This is a genomic window from Streptomyces sp. NPDC052107 (genome assembly GCF_040680215.1).
GTDB lineage: Bacteria > Actinomycetota > Actinomycetes > Streptomycetales > Streptomycetaceae > Streptomyces.
Map to the genome: position 1 here is coordinate 98,001 of NZ_JBFAWG010000004.1, position 16,067 is coordinate 114,067.

At 71.0% G+C, this 16,067-nt stretch carries 13 protein-coding genes and 1 pseudogene; 11 read left to right on the plus strand and 3 right to left on the minus strand.

Features of this window, described 5'->3' with window-relative positions; genetic code table 11:
* Positions 1–18: 18 nt before the first annotated feature.
* A complete protein-coding gene (locus AB0M27_RS05940) occupies positions 19–1,431 on the minus strand; it encodes a helix-turn-helix domain-containing protein (protein WP_365718381.1) in 1,413 nt (470 codons plus the stop codon).
* A 164-nt stretch (positions 1,432–1,595) separates the two neighbouring features.
* On the opposite strand from AB0M27_RS05940, the gene AB0M27_RS05945 reads away from it, so the two are divergent.
* The 3 genes from AB0M27_RS05945 (at position 1,596) to AB0M27_RS05955 (ending at position 5,196) form a co-directional block, all read left to right on the plus strand.
* The gene (locus AB0M27_RS05945) at positions 1,596–2,522 is read left to right on the plus strand and encodes a proline dehydrogenase family protein (protein WP_365718383.1); all 927 of its coding nucleotides are present in this window, start codon (positions 1,596–1,598) and stop codon (positions 2,520–2,522) included.
* 39 nt (positions 2,523–2,561) lie between these two features.
* Positions 2,562–4,193, plus strand: coding sequence for an L-glutamate gamma-semialdehyde dehydrogenase (gene pruA / locus AB0M27_RS05950; protein ID WP_365718385.1), 1,632 nt, complete (start codon positions 2,562–2,564; stop codon positions 4,191–4,193).
* Positions 4,194–4,656: 463 nt separating this feature from the next.
* Positions 4,657–5,196, plus strand: a complete 540-nt coding sequence (locus AB0M27_RS05955; RefSeq protein ID WP_365718387.1) for a GNAT family N-acetyltransferase — start codon at positions 4,657–4,659, stop codon at positions 5,194–5,196.
* On the opposite strand, the pseudogene AB0M27_RS05960 reads toward AB0M27_RS05955, so the two are convergent.
* Positions 5,148–6,201, minus strand: a pseudogene (locus AB0M27_RS05960) (NADP-dependent oxidoreductase). The gene AB0M27_RS05955 and the pseudogene AB0M27_RS05960 overlap by 49 nt on opposite strands.
* Before the next feature lie 163 nt (positions 6,202–6,364).
* Here AB0M27_RS05960 and AB0M27_RS05965 point away from each other — a divergent pair.
* The 6 genes from AB0M27_RS05965 (at position 6,365) to AB0M27_RS05990 (ending at position 11,900) form a co-directional block, all read left to right on the plus strand.
* The gene (locus tag AB0M27_RS05965; RefSeq protein WP_365718389.1) at positions 6,365–6,508 is read left to right on the plus strand and encodes a hypothetical protein; all 144 of its coding nucleotides are present in this window, start codon (positions 6,365–6,367) and stop codon (positions 6,506–6,508) included.
* 225 nt (positions 6,509–6,733) lie between these two features.
* Positions 6,734–6,865 (plus strand): hypothetical protein, encoded by a 132-nt coding sequence (locus tag AB0M27_RS05970; protein ID WP_283844273.1) that lies wholly within the window; start codon positions 6,734–6,736, stop codon positions 6,863–6,865.
* Between the two features lie 80 nt (positions 6,866–6,945).
* Positions 6,946–7,989 (plus strand): 3-isopropylmalate dehydrogenase, encoded by a 1,044-nt coding sequence (locus AB0M27_RS05975; protein ID WP_365718391.1) that lies wholly within the window; start codon positions 6,946–6,948, stop codon positions 7,987–7,989.
* A 246-nt stretch (positions 7,990–8,235) separates the two neighbouring features.
* Entirely contained in the window at positions 8,236–9,324 is a 1,089-nt protein-coding gene (locus AB0M27_RS05980; RefSeq protein ID WP_365718393.1) for a branched-chain amino acid aminotransferase, read from the plus strand.
* Positions 9,325–9,476: 152 nt separating this feature from the next.
* Positions 9,477–10,547, plus strand: coding sequence for a hypothetical protein (locus AB0M27_RS05985; protein ID WP_365718395.1), 1,071 nt, complete (start codon positions 9,477–9,479; stop codon positions 10,545–10,547).
* A 33-nt stretch (positions 10,548–10,580) separates the two neighbouring features.
* Positions 10,581–11,900 (plus strand): lysine 2,3-aminomutase, encoded by a 1,320-nt coding sequence (locus tag AB0M27_RS05990; RefSeq protein WP_365718397.1) that lies wholly within the window; start codon positions 10,581–10,583, stop codon positions 11,898–11,900.
* A gap of 147 nt (positions 11,901–12,047) precedes the next feature.
* Here the strand turns inward: AB0M27_RS05990 and AB0M27_RS05995 are convergent, their stop codons facing one another.
* Entirely contained in the window at positions 12,048–13,484 is a 1,437-nt protein-coding gene (locus AB0M27_RS05995; protein ID WP_365718399.1) for a cytosine permease, read from the minus strand.
* 145 nt (positions 13,485–13,629) lie between these two features.
* Between AB0M27_RS05995 and ureA the strand changes: the two genes are divergently transcribed.
* Together ureA and AB0M27_RS06005 are read left to right on the plus strand one after the other, a co-directional pair.
* On the plus strand, positions 13,630–14,340 hold the full coding sequence (gene ureA / locus AB0M27_RS06000) for an urease subunit gamma (RefSeq protein WP_365718401.1): 711 nt from the start codon (positions 13,630–13,632) through the stop codon (positions 14,338–14,340).
* Complete coding sequence (locus tag AB0M27_RS06005; RefSeq protein WP_365718403.1) at positions 14,337–16,061, plus strand: urease subunit alpha; 1,725 nt, start codon at positions 14,337–14,339, stop codon at positions 16,059–16,061. Before ureA ends, AB0M27_RS06005 begins: the two co-directional genes overlap by 4 nt.
* Positions 16,062–16,067 lie beyond the last annotated feature (6 nt).

Here is a 16,067-nt window from a genome sequence, read left to right on the forward strand (position 1 = left end):
TTCGGACATCGGGCAGGGTTACAGCCGGGCCCGCTTCAGCGCCATGTGGAGGAGCAGGCGGTCCTCGCCGTCGTCCAGGTCCAGGCCCGTCAGCTGCTCCACCCGGGAGAGGCGGTAGTACAGGGTCTGCCGGTGGATGCCCAGTTCGGCGGCCGTGCGGGCGGCCTGGCCCGCGCAGTCGAGGTAGACCTCGGCGGTGCGGGCCAGTTCCCGGTGGGTGGGGGAGAGGAGGGGGCCGACCACGGGATCGTGCGCGGCCTGCGGCGGCAGCGCGGTCAGCAGCCGGTACGGCCCGATGCGCGCCCACTCCGCGACCGGCCCGAACCGGGGCTCGGCCAGCGCGGCGCGCGTGGCGCCGGCGGCCTCCTGCCAGACCGTGCCCAGCTCGGCGAGACCGATGCGAGGGTCGCCGACCCCGGCGGCGCATCCGACGCCCCCGGCGACCCGGGCCGCACCGGCGAATCCCGCCGCGGCTGCCGCGGCCGCCCGAGCCCCAGCCCCGCGCGCCCCATTCCCCGGCGCCGGAACACCAGCGCCTGAGCCTGCCCCGCCCCCGCGCCCCGCTCCTGCCCCCGCCCCGGCCCTCCGCCCCGCTCCTCCCGCTGCCCCGCCCCCGAACGCCCCGCCTCCCCGCCCCGCGCGAGCCCCCTCAGCCTCCTTCAGCAACCGCCCAGCCGCTGCCAGGGCAGGTGCGGTCACCTCCGTGGTCCGGAGCCGTACCAGCAGGGCGAGGCTCTGTTCCGAGGTCCCCCAAGGGAGCGTGCACAGGGCGGTGGTGTGAGGGATTGTGCGGGCGGCGGGGGCGTCGTCCGGGTCGGGCGACGGCCAGGGGGCCACGCAGACGAGGGTGAGCGGGCCGTCGGCGCGGGGGCCGAGGGCGGTGCGCAGTTCCGCCACCGCCATGTCCTGCTGCCAGCCGGGCTCGGCGGTGAGCACCGCCCGCAGCTCCCGGCTGAGCCCGGCCCCGGCCTCCGCCTCGTCCGCGAGCAGCGCGCCGATCCGGCCGGCCACCTCCATCGCGGCGGCCAGCTGCGCGTCCGTCGGCCCGGGATCGCCGTCCAGCAGCCAGACGTAACCGAGGACGACACCTCGATGGCGTACGGGCAGACAGATCCGGCCGCGGTACACGCCCGCCTCCGGGCTCGACGGGATCCGCACCGGGCCGGTCGCGCGGGTGATGCCGAAGCCCTCGAACCACGCCCGGACCGTGGCCGTGGAGCGCCGGGTCAGGATCGAGCGGGTGCGCACCGGGTCCAGCGCGGAGGGATCCAGCTCGTCGTCGCTGTCGTACGCCCCGAAGGCGATCAGCTCGAAGTCGCGGTTCTCCAGGGTCGCCGGGACCCCGAGCAGCTCCGAGATCTCGTCCACGAGCTCCTGGTAGTCACCCTTGAAAGCCTTGAAATCCGCCGCCACTCGGGCATTCTCCCTCATTTTCCGGCGGCCTTCATACATCTGTCTGAGATCCCGTGCGCGGATGCGTGACAGCTGTCGATGGCCCACGATCGGAGAGATCCTTAGGTTTCACGGTGGTTCTCCGTGCCGTACCCGAATCGTTGGGTGATGGCCGATTTGGTGCTTGTCTGTGGAGGTGCCCCGTGCTAGGTCCCGTGATTCTCGCCGCGTCGCGCAGCGACCGGATGCGACGCCTGATCTCGGCGGCCCCGGTGACCAAGCAGGTCGTCGACCGCTTCATCCCCGGCGAGACCGTCGGCGACATCGTGCCGATCATCAAGGACCTGACGGCCAAGGGCCTGGAGCTGACGATGGACGTCGTCGGCGAGGACATCACCACCCCGGAGCAGGCCACCGCCGCCCGGGACGCCTACCTGCTGCTGATCGACCATCTCAAGGAGCTGCAGCTCGGCGAGAAGGTCGAGATGTCGGTCAAGCTGTCCATGTTCGGCCAGGCGCTCGAAGGCGGCCACGAGCTGGCCCTCGCGAACGTCCGCCCGGTCGCCGAGGCTGCCGCCGCCATCGGTACGACCGTCACCCTCGACGCCGAGGACCACACCACCCTCGACTCGATGTTCGCCATCCACGAGGAGCTGCGGAAGGACTTTCCGCAGACCGGCTGTGTCATCCAGGCCTACCTCTTCCGCACCGAGGCCGACGCCCGCCGCCTCGCCGCCTCCGGCAGCCGGGTCCGCCTGGTGAAGGGCGCCTACAAGGAGCCCGCCGAGGTCGCCTACCAGCAGAAGCACGAGATCGACAAGGCGTACGTCCGTGTTCTGCGGATCCTGATGGAGGGCGAGGGGTACCCGATGATCGGGTCGCACGACCCGCGCCTGATCGCCATTGCCCAGGAGCTGGCCCACAAGGCCGGCCGCAAGCTCGACGAGTACGAGTTCCAGATGCTGTACGGCATCCGCGGTGACGAGCACCTGCGACTGGCCGCCGAGGGCCACCGCATGCGCGTCTACACCGCCTACGGCACCGACTGGTACGGCTACTTCATGCGCCGTCTGGCGGAGAAGCCGGCGAACCTGCGCTTCTTCCTCCGTTCGATGGTCAGCAAGGGCTGAGTCCGAACACCCGCTCACGTACAAGGAGTCAAGGAACCTATGGACGCTGTGACCCAGGTCCCCACCCCGGTCAACGAGCCGGTGCACGGCTACGCCCCCGGCTCGCCCGAGCGCGCCCGGCTGGAGGCCAAGCTCAAGGAGCTGGCCGAGAACCCGATCGACCTGCCGATGACCATCGGCGGCGAGAAGCGGATGGGCGGCGGCGAGCCGTTCCAGGTGGTCCAGCCGCACAACCACAAGGCCGTCATCGGCACCCTGCGCAACGCCACGCAAGCGGACGCGAAGGACGCCATCGACGCGGCCCTGGCCGCCGCCCCGGCCTGGCGCGCCATGTCCTTCGACGACCGCGCCGCGATCATCCTGCGCGCCGCCGAACTGCTTTCCGGCCCGTGGCGCGAGACGATCGCGGCCTCCACCATGCTCGGCCAGTCGAAGACCGCCCAGCAGGCCGAGATCGACACTCCCTGTGAGCTGATCGACTTCTGGCGCTTCAACGTCCACTACGCCCGCCAGATCCTGGCCGAGCAGCCCCCGGCGAACTCCCCGGGCGTGTGGAACCGCATGGACCACCGTCCGCTCGAGGGCTTCGTCTACGCGATCACGCCCTTCAACTTCAGTGCCATCGCGGGCAACCTGCCGACGGCGCCGGCTCTCATGGGCAACGTCGTGGTCTGGAAGCCGTCCCCGACGCAGACCCACGCCGCCGTCCTGCTCATGCAGCTGCTGGAGGAGGCGGGCCTGCCCAAGGGCGTCATCAACCTCGTCACCGGCGACGGCATCGAGGTCTCCAAGGTCGCCCTGGAGCACCGTGACCTCGCCGGCATCCACTTCACCGGCTCGACCAAGACCTTCCAGTACCTGTGGAAGACGGTCGGCAACAACATCGAGAAGTACCGCACCTACCCGCGTCTGGTCGGCGAGACCGGCGGCAAGGACTTCCTGGTCGCCCACCCGAGCGCCGACCGCGCGGTGCTGAAGACCGCCCTGACCCGCGGTGCCTTCGAGTACCAGGGCCAGAAGTGCTCCGCCACCTCCCGCGCCTACATCCCGGCCTCCATCTGGAACTCGGGCTTCAAGGAGGAGTTCGCCGCCGAGGTCGACTACCTCACCATGGGTGACGTCACCGACCTGTCGAACTTCATCGGCGCCGTGATCGACGACCGCGCCTTCGCCAAGAACAAGGCCGCGATCGACCGCGCCAAGGAGGACCCGACCTGCGAGATCGTCGCGGGCGGCAGCTATGACGACTCGGTCGGCTACTTCGTCCGTCCGACGGTCATCGTCTCCACCGACCCGGAGAACGAGGTCTTCCGCACCGAGTACTTCGGCCCGGTCCTCGGCGTCTACGTCTACGAGGACGACAAGTACGACGAGATGCTGGAGCAGATGGAGTCGGTGTCGGACTACGCCCTCACCGGTTCGGTCATCTCCAACGACCGTGCGGCGGCGGCCTACACGATGGAGAAGCTCCGCTACGCGGCCGGCAACTTCTACATCAACGACAAGTCGACCGGCGCCGTCGTCGGCCAGCAGCCCTTCGGCGGCGGCCGCGCCTCCGGCACCAACGACAAGGCCGGTGCCCCCCAGAACCTCCTGCGCTGGACCCTGACCCGCGCCATCAAGGAGACCCTGGTCCCGCCGACCGACTACTCCTACCCGCACATGGGCTGACCCTCAGCCCCCGCGAACACGGGCCGGCAAGCCTGACCTCTGAGCAGGCTTGCCGGCCCGTTCCCAGTCACGAGAAGTTCAGCGTGACATTGCCCCCGTCGTGTCGGCTGTTCTGGGTTCGTGTTCGGGTGGAAACCGCTGGCCGTCCCGCTCTGGGTCTCGCAGTTCACGGTGACACGGAGCGTTGAACTTCTTGCCCACCGGTACCGGCGGGGTCGGCCGTGCGTCGGCCGGTATGTCACTGCGGTTCTGTCACAGCAGCACCGACCGCCCATCCGTTGCCCTGACAACGTTGCTACAGGGTCTCCCTGCCTGCCACCGCAAACGCTGCTGACCAGGGATTTCCGGGCCTTCAGTCGTTCTGGCCGGGGCGCGCGAGCCGGTCGGCGTCGCCTGCTTCCCCAGCCCGCCCATCTCTAGCCCGTCAAGCATGCTTCAGTGGTTAGGTGCGATACTGCGGCGCATGGCCGTCGATCTCCGTCTCGCCCGCACCGCCGACCTGGATCCCCGCGAACTCCGCGCCGTCCGCGCCCTGTTGGACGAGTCGTTCGACGGGGACTTCTCCGACGAGGACTGGGATCACGGGCTCGGGGGCGTGCACGCGGTCGTTCGCGACGGCGCCGGGATCGTCGCGCACGGAGCCGTCGTGACGCGCCGGATCCGGTACCGCGGGCGCTGGCTGCGGACCGGGTATGTGGAGGCCGTCGCCGTACGCGCCGATGTGCGGCGGTCCGGGCTCGGTGGGCGGGTGATGGCCGGGCTGGAGCAGGTGATCGACCGGGCCTACGACCTCGGCGCGCTCTCCGCGAGCGACGAGGGCGCCGCGCTGTACGCCGCCCGGGGCTGGCAGCAGTGGGGCGGGCAGGTGCACGCCCTGTCCCCGGACGGAATCGTGCGGCTCAAGGAGGAGGAAGGGGGAGTCTGGCTGCGGCCCGCGCTCGCCGGTCCCCTCGATCACGGCGGCGAGCTGGTCTTCGACTGGCGCGAAGGCGATGTCACCTGAGGGTGCTTCAGGCCGCGCGGACCAGGAATCTTGCCCATGTTCCCGCCGCGCGGCATCAGCAGGAACGCCTCCACGATCCGCCCGAACCCGTCGACCACCGTCTCGTCCGCCGTCAGCGCCCCGCTGCGCAGATGCGGTACGGCGAAGTCGTACAGCTCCTCCTGCGCGTCCCGGTGGTCCTTCACCAGGAAGCCCTCGATGCGCAGGCTCTTCTCCACCACGTCCGCGTGGTCGAAGAGGACGGGCGGGGCATCGGGGTTGTTGTACTGGCTGATCGTGCCGACCCGCACCACCCGGCCCCGCTCGCGCAGCGCGCCGATCACCGCGCCGAGTTGCTCGCCGCCGACGTTGTCCACGAGGACGTCGATGCCGGAGGGTGCCGCCTCGGCCAGCAGGTCGGCGGCCGGGGCCGCGCGGTGGTCGAAGGCGGTGTCGTAACCGACCTGTTCCGTCAGGTACTTCACCTTCTGCCCGGTGCCCGCGCTGCCGATCACCCGGCCGGCGCCGAGCAGCCGGGCGAAGCGGCCGGCCGCCGTGCCGACCCCGCCCGCCGCGCCGGAGACGAACACGTCCTCGCCCTCGCGCAGCCGGGCGATCCGCGTCAGGGCGACGTACGCCGTCAGGCCCGTGCCGCCCAGCACGCTCAGATACGCCGGCAGCGGCACGCCCGGGTGGTGCGGGAGCCGCCGGACCTCCTCGGGGCGCACCACGGAGTGCGTGCGCCAGCCCTGGCGGTGGAAGACGATCTCGCCCTCGGGCAGCTCCGGGGTGCGGGACGCGGTGACCCGGCCCAGCGTGCGGCCCTCCAGCGATGGGGGAGTTCGACGGGATGTCCCCGTCCATCATTTCGCGGTGGTACGGGTCCACGGACCACAGCAGGTTCTCCACCAGGGCCGTGCCGGGCGCCGGTTCGGGCACCGGGGACTCGGCGAAGCGGAAGTGTCCGGCGGTGGGGAAGCCGGTGGGGCGGGCGGTCTGCTGCACGGTGAGCGCGATCTCGGTCATGGCAGGGGACGGTGGGGAGGAATGCCGGACGCGGGTAGGGGTTGGGCTCATGGAACGCGCCGATCCATGAATCCGTCTCATGGACGCGGGTGGGAGCCCCGAATGACAGCGGTCGACCTTGCCCCGCAGGAGCTGAGGATCCTGGTCGCGGTGGCCGACGAGGGTGGGTTCTCCACCGCTGCCGCCCGGCTGTGTCACCACCCCCGAGCTCGCCGCCACGACCGCCGTACGGGCCCTGATCCGCACCCTGCGGTCCCTCGGAGCGCCTTCACCCGAACACACGAAAGCCCAGCTCAGAGCGGTGTGACGGGGTCCACCGTCTCAGATAGTAGGAAGTCCGAGTAATTGTGCAGACAGAACCGGGCCGCTCCCTTAACTTTGTAGGAGCCGAACGTCTCGCTCGATCAAGCGAATGGCGGTCGTGAGCCGGGCCCGGTGCAGGCAACCCCTGCGGCCCTTGGCTCCCCGCCCCTACCGGCGTCTCGCAATCTCTCATTGCCGTGCTCCGTGTTTGCCGAAGGAGTCGATTCCCATGGCCGAGACGACCGTCCGCCGCCGCGTCCGCCACGTGACCCGCGCGAGCGAGTCCGACCGAAAGAACGCCGCCGCCGCCCTCCAGCGCGCCCTGGACCGTCGCGACAACGGCGGCGAGACCGGCCACTGACACCTCGTCCGATGCCGTCCCCGTCGTCCATATGGTGGACGGAGCATGTCATTACCTGGGACGAGGAGTAGGGTGCCGACATGTCTCGCAGCATCAATCTCGCAGTGATCCCCGGGGACGGCATCGGACAGGAAGTCGTGTCCGAGGGTCTCAAGGTCCTCTCCGCCGTCCTGCCGCAGGATGTGAAGCTGGAGACCAAGGAGTACGACTTCGGCGCCAAGCGCTACCACGCCACCGGTGAGACCCTCACCGACGCCGATCTCGGCGCGCTGAAGCAGCACGACGCCATCCTGCTCGGCGCCATCGGCGACCCGTCGGTGCCGTCCGGCGTCCTGGAGCGCGGCTTCCTCCTCAAGCTCCGCTTCGCCTTCGACCACCATGTCAACCTGCGCCCGTCGAAGCTCCTGCCCGGTGTCGCCACCCCGCTCGCCGGCCAGCCGGAGATCGACTTCGTCGTCGTCCGTGAGGGCACCGAGGGCCCGTACACCGGCAACGGCGGCACCATCCGCAAGGGCACCGAGCACGAGGTCGCCACCGAGGTCTCCGTCAACACGGCCTTCGGTGTCGAGCGCGTGGTCCGCGACGCCTTCGCCCGCGCCCAGGCCCGCCCGCGCAAGAAGCTCACCCTCGTCCACAAGAACAACGTGCTGACCTTCGCGGGCCACCTGTGGACGAACATCTTCAACAAGGTGGCCAAGGAGTTCCCCGAGGTCACCACCGACTACATCCACGTCGACGCGGCGACGATCTACCTCGTCACCGACCCGGCGCGGTTCGACGTCATCGTCACCGACAACCTCTTCGGCGACATCATCACCGACCTCGCCGCGGCCGTCTCCGGCGGCATCGGCGTGGCCGCGAGCGGGAACATCAACCCCTCTCGCGAGTTCCCCTCGATGTTCGAGCCGGTCCACGGTTCCGCGCCCGACATCGCCGGCCAGGGCAAGGCCGACCCCACCGCCACGGTCCTGTCCGTCGCCCTGCTGCTGCGCCACCTCGGCTACGACGGCGAGGCCGACCGCATCGACACGGCGGTCGCCGCGGACCTCACCGAGCGCGCCGCGCTGGGTGCCCGCAGCACCTCGCAGATCGGCGACGCGCTCGCCGCCCGAGTAGCCGGCTGACCCGGCGCTCCACCCACGAAGCCGCCGGGTCGGACGACCGCCCGGCGGCTTTTCCATGTCCCCGCCGGGTGCCACCATCGACCCCTGGGCCGCTTTCACCCCCATTCCTTCCGCCGCGGGGCCCGCGCGATAATCGGACGCGGAGCCGCGGTATGAGGGAAAGCTCGGACGTCCTAACACTGGCAGGTCGCAGTGACGGGGCGTGAGCGCGGCCCGTCACTACAACCGGTGAAGGACAAACCACTCATGACGACGCCCACGATCGAGCTCAAGCCCTCCGCCAGCCCCCTCGCCGCCGCCGAACGCGAGGCGATCCTGGCCAACCCCGGGTTCGGCCGCCACTTCACCGACCACATGGTGACGATCAAGTGGACCGAGGGCCGCGGCTGGCACGACGCGCAGCTCGTCCCGTACGGCCCGATCTCCCTCGACCCCTCCACCCACGTCCTGCACTACGGCCAGGAGATCTTCGAGGGACTGAAGGCCTACCGCCAGCCCGACGGCTCGATCGCGCTGTTCCGCCCCGAGGCGAACGCCCGCCGCTTCCGCAACTCCGCCCGCCGCATGGCCATGGCCGAGCTGCCCGAGGAGCTGTTCATCGCCGCGCTGGACGCGCTGCTCACTCAGGACGCCGACTGGGTTCCGCCGCACGGTGGCGAACAGTCCCTGTACCTGCGGCCGTTCATGTTCGCCACGGAGGCCGCGCTCGGTGTGCACCCGGCGAACGAGTACCTGTTCATGCTCATCGCCTCGCCCTCCGGCGCGTACTTCGCCGGTGGCGTCAAGCCGGTCACGATCTGGGTCTCCGAGGACCACGTCCGTGCCGTCCCCGGCGGCACCGGCGACGCCAAGACCGGCGGCAACTACGCCGCGTCCCTGCTGCCGCAGGCCGAGGCCGCCGCGCACGGCTGCGACCAGGTCGTCTACCTCGACGCGGTCACCCGCACCAAGGTCGAGGAGAGCGGCAGCATGAACGTCGCCTTCGTCTACGGCGACCGGATCGTCACCCCGGAGCTGACCGGCTCGATCCTTGAGGGCATCACCCGCGACTCCCTCCTCCAGGTCGCCCGCGACCTCGGCTACACCGCCGAGGAAGGCGTGATCACCCTGGAGCAGTGGCGTGCGGACGCGGCCTCCGGCGCCCTCACCGAGGTCTTCGCCTGCGGCACCGCCGCCGTGGTCACGCCCATCGGTCACGTCAAGACCAAGACGGACGGCTGGACCCACGGCGACGGCACCCCCGGCGAGGTCACCCTCCGCCTGCGCGAGGCCCTGCTCGGCATCCAGCGCGGCGTGACGGAGGACAAGCACGACTGGATGCACAAGATCGGCTGAGGTCCGACGCGCCGGCCGCCCGACGGGGAGTGAATGGTGCGCGCGTTCGAGGCGTACCCCCACTCCCGCCCGGGTATCCACCCCTTCCGCGGGGGCGCGTGCCCCCGCGGACACACATCCGGGGTGACACCCGACACGGGGGAGGGGCGCACGTGAACGCATGGTCGCCGGTGCCACGACTGCGCTGGTTACTGCGCGCGTTACGCACCCCGCGCCGACCGCAGAGCCTCACCGCGCTCGCGGCCCTCGCCGGCTGCGCCGCCCTGCTGCTGTGGACCGCTCACGGCATGGACGCCTACCAGCAGAACCTCGCCCTCAATCTCGGCACTGACCTCGTCGGCGTGGTCATCACCGTGTTCGTGATCGGTCCGTTGATCTCCCGCGCCCAGGAGGGCCGGGTCCGTGAACACACCCGGCTGGACTACGAGTGGTTCGCCTCCCAGGTGCACGGCGCCACGGCCTGCGTGAAGGTGCTCGACACCTTCTCCAACCTGTTCGGGCCGCAGTTCTCCGAGCGGCTCTTCCGGGGGATAAGGGCGGCCACCGCGCACGGGGCGCGGGTGCAGATCCTGCTTCTGGACCCCGACTCGCTCGCCGTCATCCTGCGCGGCCGTGAACTGGGCGAGCAGAGCGCCGACATCCGCCGCGACATCATGCGCAACCTGCGCACCCTGGACCACTTCGCGCGCCGCCTGGACGACACCTCCCGCGCCCTGCTCGAGGTCCGCCTGTGCCAGACGTCCCCCGGCGTGACGCTCTACCGCTGGGACGAGCGCTGTCTCGTCTCCTTCCTCACGGTGGGCCGGCTGTCCGGCGAGGGCGTCCAGCTGGAGGTCGCCGTCCGCTCCCCGCTCGGCACCTTCGTGGAGCAGCGCTTCGACGAGCTGTGGGGGCAGGGCAAACCGATGGAGCACTTCACCCGGCTGCCGCTCACCCTGGTGGACGCCTCCGACGCCCGCCGGGAGTTCCGCTGCCCGTTCGTGTCCGTCGAGGACCGCCTGTACGTCGCCGCGCCCGACCTGGTGTCGTACCTGGCCCGGCACCGCCGCGGCCAACTGTCCGCCTACAGCGATGTTTTGACCGTGCCGGGTGGGCACGAGCTGGTCGTGGTCGACGACGAAAGTCCGCTGCACGCGCTCCTCATCCAGCACTACGCGGAGAAGTACGATGCGTCGGCGGCCGCCTTTGTGGAGTTGCGACCGCCGGTCCTGGTCACGGATTAGCGGACCTGGCACAGAATAGAGGCCCTGGCAGAGATGAGTTCAGCGCACCACCCCGCTCCGCACGCGAAACCTCGGTACCGCGCCTTCACCCCCCGTGACCTGGACGGACTGCTGGACCGGGTGTCCCTGCCGCCTGCCGAGCGGCTCGCCCTGCGGGCCGTGTCGGCGGTCCTGCCCTTCCGCACGAACTCCTATGTGGTGGACGAACTGATCGACTGGTCGGCCGTCTCCGAGGACCCCGTCTTCCGGCTGACCTTCCCGCAGAGCGGCATGCTGCCCGCGCACGAACTGCGCCGGATGGCGGACCTGCTCGCCCGGGACGCGCCCGCCGCCGAGGTCCGGCGCGCCGCGCACGAGATCAGGATGCGGCTCAATCCGCACCCCTCCGGCCAGCTCGACGCCAACGTCCCCGTGCACGAGGGCCGCCGTCTGACGGGGCTTCAGCACAAGTACCCCGAGACGGTGCTGGTCTTCCCGCGGCAGGGCCAGACCTGCCACGCCTACTGCACCTACTGCTTCCGCTGGCCGCAGTTCGTCGGCGAGTCCGAGCTGCGCATCGCCACCGACGACGTCGCCGCCACCAGCGCCTACCTGCGCGCCCACCCCGAGGTGACCAGCACGCTCATCACCGGCGGCGACCCGCTGGTGATGAGCACCGAGGTGCTGCGCCGCTATGTGGAGCCGCTGCTGGAGATCGACACCGTCCGCTCGGTCCGGATCGGCACCAAGTCGCTCGCCTTCTGGCCGTACCGCTTCCTGACCGACCGGGACGCCGACGACCTGCTGCGGCTGTTCGAGAAGGTCGTCGCCGGTGGCCGTCACCTGGCGCTCATGGCCCACTTCACGCACCCGCGGGAGCTGCGCCCGCCGGCGGTGCGGGAGGCGATGCGCAGGGTGCGGGACACCGGCGCCGTGATCCGCTGCCAGGGCCCGCTGGTCGCCGGGATCAACGACAGCGCCGAGGCGTGGGCGGAGCTCTGGGAGGAGACGACCGCGCTGGGGGCGGTGCCGTACTACCAGTTCGTGGAGCGGGACACCGGCCCGCAGGGATATTTCGGGGTGCCGCTGGCCCGCGGCCACGCGATCTTCCGGGACGCCTACGCCCGGGTCTCCGGGCTCGCCCGCACCGTGCGCGGACCGGTGATGTCGGCGATGCCGGGCAAGGTCTGCGTGGACGGCATCGCCGAGGTGGCGGGCGAGAAGGTGTTCGTCCTCCACCTCATCCAGGCCCGCGATCCCGGGCTGGTGGACCGGCCGTTCTTCGCCGCGTACGACGAGGGCGCGACCTGGTTCACCGACCTGAAGCCGGCGTTCGGCGCCGAGCGGTTTCTGCCGGGACTGGAGGCGGGATGACTGCCTGAGCGCTCCGCGGGAAGAGCGGGTACGTCTCCTGCGGGTCCGTCGTGGCTGGTCGCGCTCACGCGGCGGAGCCGCATATCGATACAGCCCCGCGCCCTTCGGGGCGCGGCCGAACCGCACCGAACCTCGCCGGGACCCGCTTCAGACCCGGCTCTCGGTGCCGACCGGTTCCTGCGCGGCCTCGACGCGGGCCGATGCCGGCTGCCGCGGCGCCAGGATCAGGTGGATCAGCCCGCCGACCGCGCCCGAGAGCAGGAAGCTGCAGTCCACGCCGCCGGTCAGGTGCAGCAGCGGGCCCTGGTACGACGGCAGGGACACGGCCAGCAGGCCGACGCCGGCGCCCAGGGCCCAGGAGACGGTGGCCCGTACGTTCCAGCCCGCGCGGTACCAGTAGATCCCGCCCCGCGAACGGCGGTTGAAGACCTGCAGGGCGTCGGCGTCGTAGACACCGCGGCAGCGGGCGAAGCCGATGAGGGTGATCACGGCCCAGGGGGTGCCGATGGCGGTGAGGAGGAGGACGAAGGACGTCATCGCGGACTGGGCGTTCCAGGCGTAGTGGCCGACGAACACGCAGGCCGTGGCCACGATCGCGACCGTGCAGGTGGCGCGGGCCCGGGACGCCCTGGGCAGGATGGCGTCCAGATCCAGGCCCATGGAGTACAGCATCAGACCGGCGTTGCCGACCGAGCCGGCCGAGGCGGCCAGCAGCAGCGGGATCAGGTACCAGGTGGGGGAGGCCTGCACCAGCGGGCCGGCGTAGTCGAGCGCCGCGTGGGCGCCGTACGCCGTGAAGGTGCCGAACAGCTGCGGCACCAGCAGGCCCAGCGTCAGTCCCGCCCAAGTGGCCTTCAGGACACGGCGGCTGGAGTGCCGGGCGGGGGAGATGTAGCGGGTGTAGTCGCCGAGCACGGTGATGAAGGCGATGGGACCGGACAGGCCGGCGGCCACGGCCGACAGGAACCAGGTCGGCCAGAACGAGCCGAGCAGGTAGCCGCCGGTCTGCGGCAGCGCCGCGGTGGTGAAGTGCGGGGCGTAGGCGAAGACGCCGAGCACCAGCAGGAGGGTCATGGCGATGGACAGGACCTTGGACATGTTCAGCAGCACCCGGTAGCCGTACACCGCCCCCGCGACCGTGGCACCGGCGAGCAGCGCGTAGACGACGGCGTACGACACCCCGTCCGCGGGCAGCCCGACCATCCGGCCGAGCACGCCGATCATCACGTCGCCGCCGATCCACACCGTCAGCGCGGTGTACCCGAGGGCGAGCAGCAGGCCGACGACCGAGCCGACCAGCCGGCCCCGGACGCCGAACTGGGCGCCGGAGGAGGTGGAGAGGTTGGTCGCGGTGCGCAGGGAGATGAGGGCGAGCGGTGCCGTCACCGCCGTACCGACGATCGTGCCCGCGACGATCGAGCTGACCGACGCCCACCAGCCGAGCCCGAAGGACGGGGGCAGCCAGCCGAAGATGATCACCCCGAGGCAGAGGTTGGAGCCGAGCAGGATGGAGACGAGGTCGCGCGGACCACTGGTCCGCTCCTCGTCCGGGATGGTGTCGACTCCGCGCTGTTCTATCGGCATGGCTGGTCTCCCTCGACTACCGCCGGTTTAGTTTGAGCGACGTTCAATGTGACGTGAAGCCTGGCCCCCGGTCAATGCTTCCGTTTCGTGAATTCCGCGTTTAGAGTGATGTTCTAAAGTGTGGAAGACAAGGAGGCGCCGCGTCGTGAGACTGACCCCTACGGAACGTGACCGGCTGCTGCTCTTCGGAGCCGCCGAGCTGGCCCGGGCCCGCCGGGCGCGCGGCCTGAAGCTGAACGTGCCGGAGGCGACCGCGCTGATCGCGGACACCGTGTGCGAGGCGGCGCGGGACGGCAGGCGGCTCGCCGAGGCCATCGAGGCGGCGCGGTCCGTGCTCGGCCCCGAGGACGTGCTCCCGGGCGTCTCCGACGTCGTCACCGAGGTCATGGTCGAGGCGGTCTTCGACGACGGCTCCCGGCTCGCGGTGGTCTCCGACCCCATCGGCGGCGGTCTGGGGGAGGACGCCCCGGGCGCGCTGCTGCCGGGGCCCGAGCACGCCGACCCCGAGGCGGTCGTACGGCTCACCGTCACCAACACCGCGACCGTGCCGGTCTCCGTCACCTCCCACTTCCACTTCTTCGAGGCCAACCCGCGGCTGGACTTCGTACGGGAGAAGGCCTACGGGATGCGCCTCGCCGTCCCTGCGGGCTCCTCGATGCGCTTCGGCCCCGGCGAGAGCGAGGAGGTCGGTCTCGTGCCGATCGGCGGCGACCGGATCGCGATCGGCTTCGCCGGACTGGTGGACGGACCGCTGGACGCGCCCGGCGCGAAGGAAGAGGCCCTGCGCAGGGCCGCGGCCTGCGGATACCTGGGAACCGCACACGCCGTCACGCCGGAAGGAGGCGAGGAGCGATGAGCCGCTCGAAGGGACGAGAGGTGAGCCGGGCGATCCACATCGACCCGCACGCCTACGCCGCCACCCACGGCCCCCGCGCCGGCGACCGCATCCGCCTCGGCGACTCCGGGCTCACCGTCCGCGTGGAGTCCGACTCCCAGCGCTACGGCGACGAGTTCCTGGCCGGCTTCGGCAAGACCGCCCGCGACGGACTGCACCTGAAGGCCGCCGCCGTCCGCGAGACCTGTGACGTCGTCATCAGCAACGTCGTGGTGATCGACGCCGCCCAGGGCATCCGGAAGGTCTCCATCGGCATCCGGGAGGGCCGGATCTGCGCCATCGGGCGCGCCGGCAACCCGGACACCCTCGACGGCGTGGACGTCGTCGTCGGCACCGGCACCTCCATCGTCTCCGGCGAGGGGCTGATCGCCACCGCCGGGGCCGTCGACACCCATGTCCACCTGCTGTCACCGCGCATCATGGAGGCCTCCCTCGCCTCCGGCGTGACCACGATCATCGGGCAGGAGTTCGGCCCGGTGTGGGGCGTCGGCGTCAACTCGCCCTGGGCGCTGCGCCACGCCTTCAACGCCTTCGACGCCTGGCCGGTCAACATCGGCTTCCTCGGCCGGGGTTCGTCCTCCTCGGACGCCCCGCTCATCGAGGCGCTGGCCGAGGGTGGCGCGTCCGGCTTCAAGGTGCACGAGGACATGGGCGCCCACACCCGGGCCCTCGACACGGCCCTGCGGGTCGCCGAGGAGCACGACGTCCAGGTCGCCCTGCACAGCGACGGCCTGAACGAGTGCCTGTCGGTCGAGGACACGCTGAGGGTGCTGGAGGACCGGACCATCCACGCCTTCCACATCGAGGGCTGCGGCGGCGGGCACGTGCCCAACGTGCTGAAGATGGCCGGTGTGCCGAACGTCATCGGCTCCTCCACCAACCCCACCCTGCCCTTCGGCCGGGACGCGGTCGCCGAGCACTACGGCATGATCGTCTCCGTCCACGACCTCAAGCCCGACCTGCCCGGCGACGCCGCCATGGCCCGCGACCGCATCCGGGCCGGCACCATGGGCGCCGAAGACGTGCTGCACGACCTGGGCGCGATCGGCATCACCTCCTCCGACGCCCAGGGCATGGGCCGCGCCGGTGAGACGGTCCGCCGCACCTTCGCCATGGCCGGCAAGATGAAGGCCGAGCTCGGCCCGATGGAGGGCGACGGCGAGGGCGACGACAACGCCCGCGTCCTGCGCTACATGGCCAAGCTGACCATCAACCCGGCCATCGCGCACGGCCTCGCCCACGAGGTCGGCTCCATCGAGGTGGGCAAGCTCGCCGACATCGTGCTGTGGCGCCCGGAGTACTTCGGCGCCAAGCCGCAGCTCGTCCTCAAGTCCGGCTTCCCGGCCTACGGAGTGGTCGGCGACCCCAACGCGGCCACCGACACCTGCGAACCCCTCGTGCTCGGCCCGCAGTTCGGCTCGTACGGCGCCACGGCGGCCGACATCTCGGTCGCGTTCGTCGCCCGGGCGGCCGTCGACCAGGGCGACGACACCATGCCCACCCGCCGGCGCCGGGTCGCCGTGCGCGGCACCCGGGGCATCGGCCCGGCCGACCTGCGGCTGAACGCCCGCATCGGAGCGGTCGACGTCGACCGGCGCACCGGACTGGTCACCCTCGACGGCGACCCCCTGCGCTCCGAGCCCGCCGACTCCGTCTCCCTCAACCGCCTCTACTTCCTCTGAGAATCC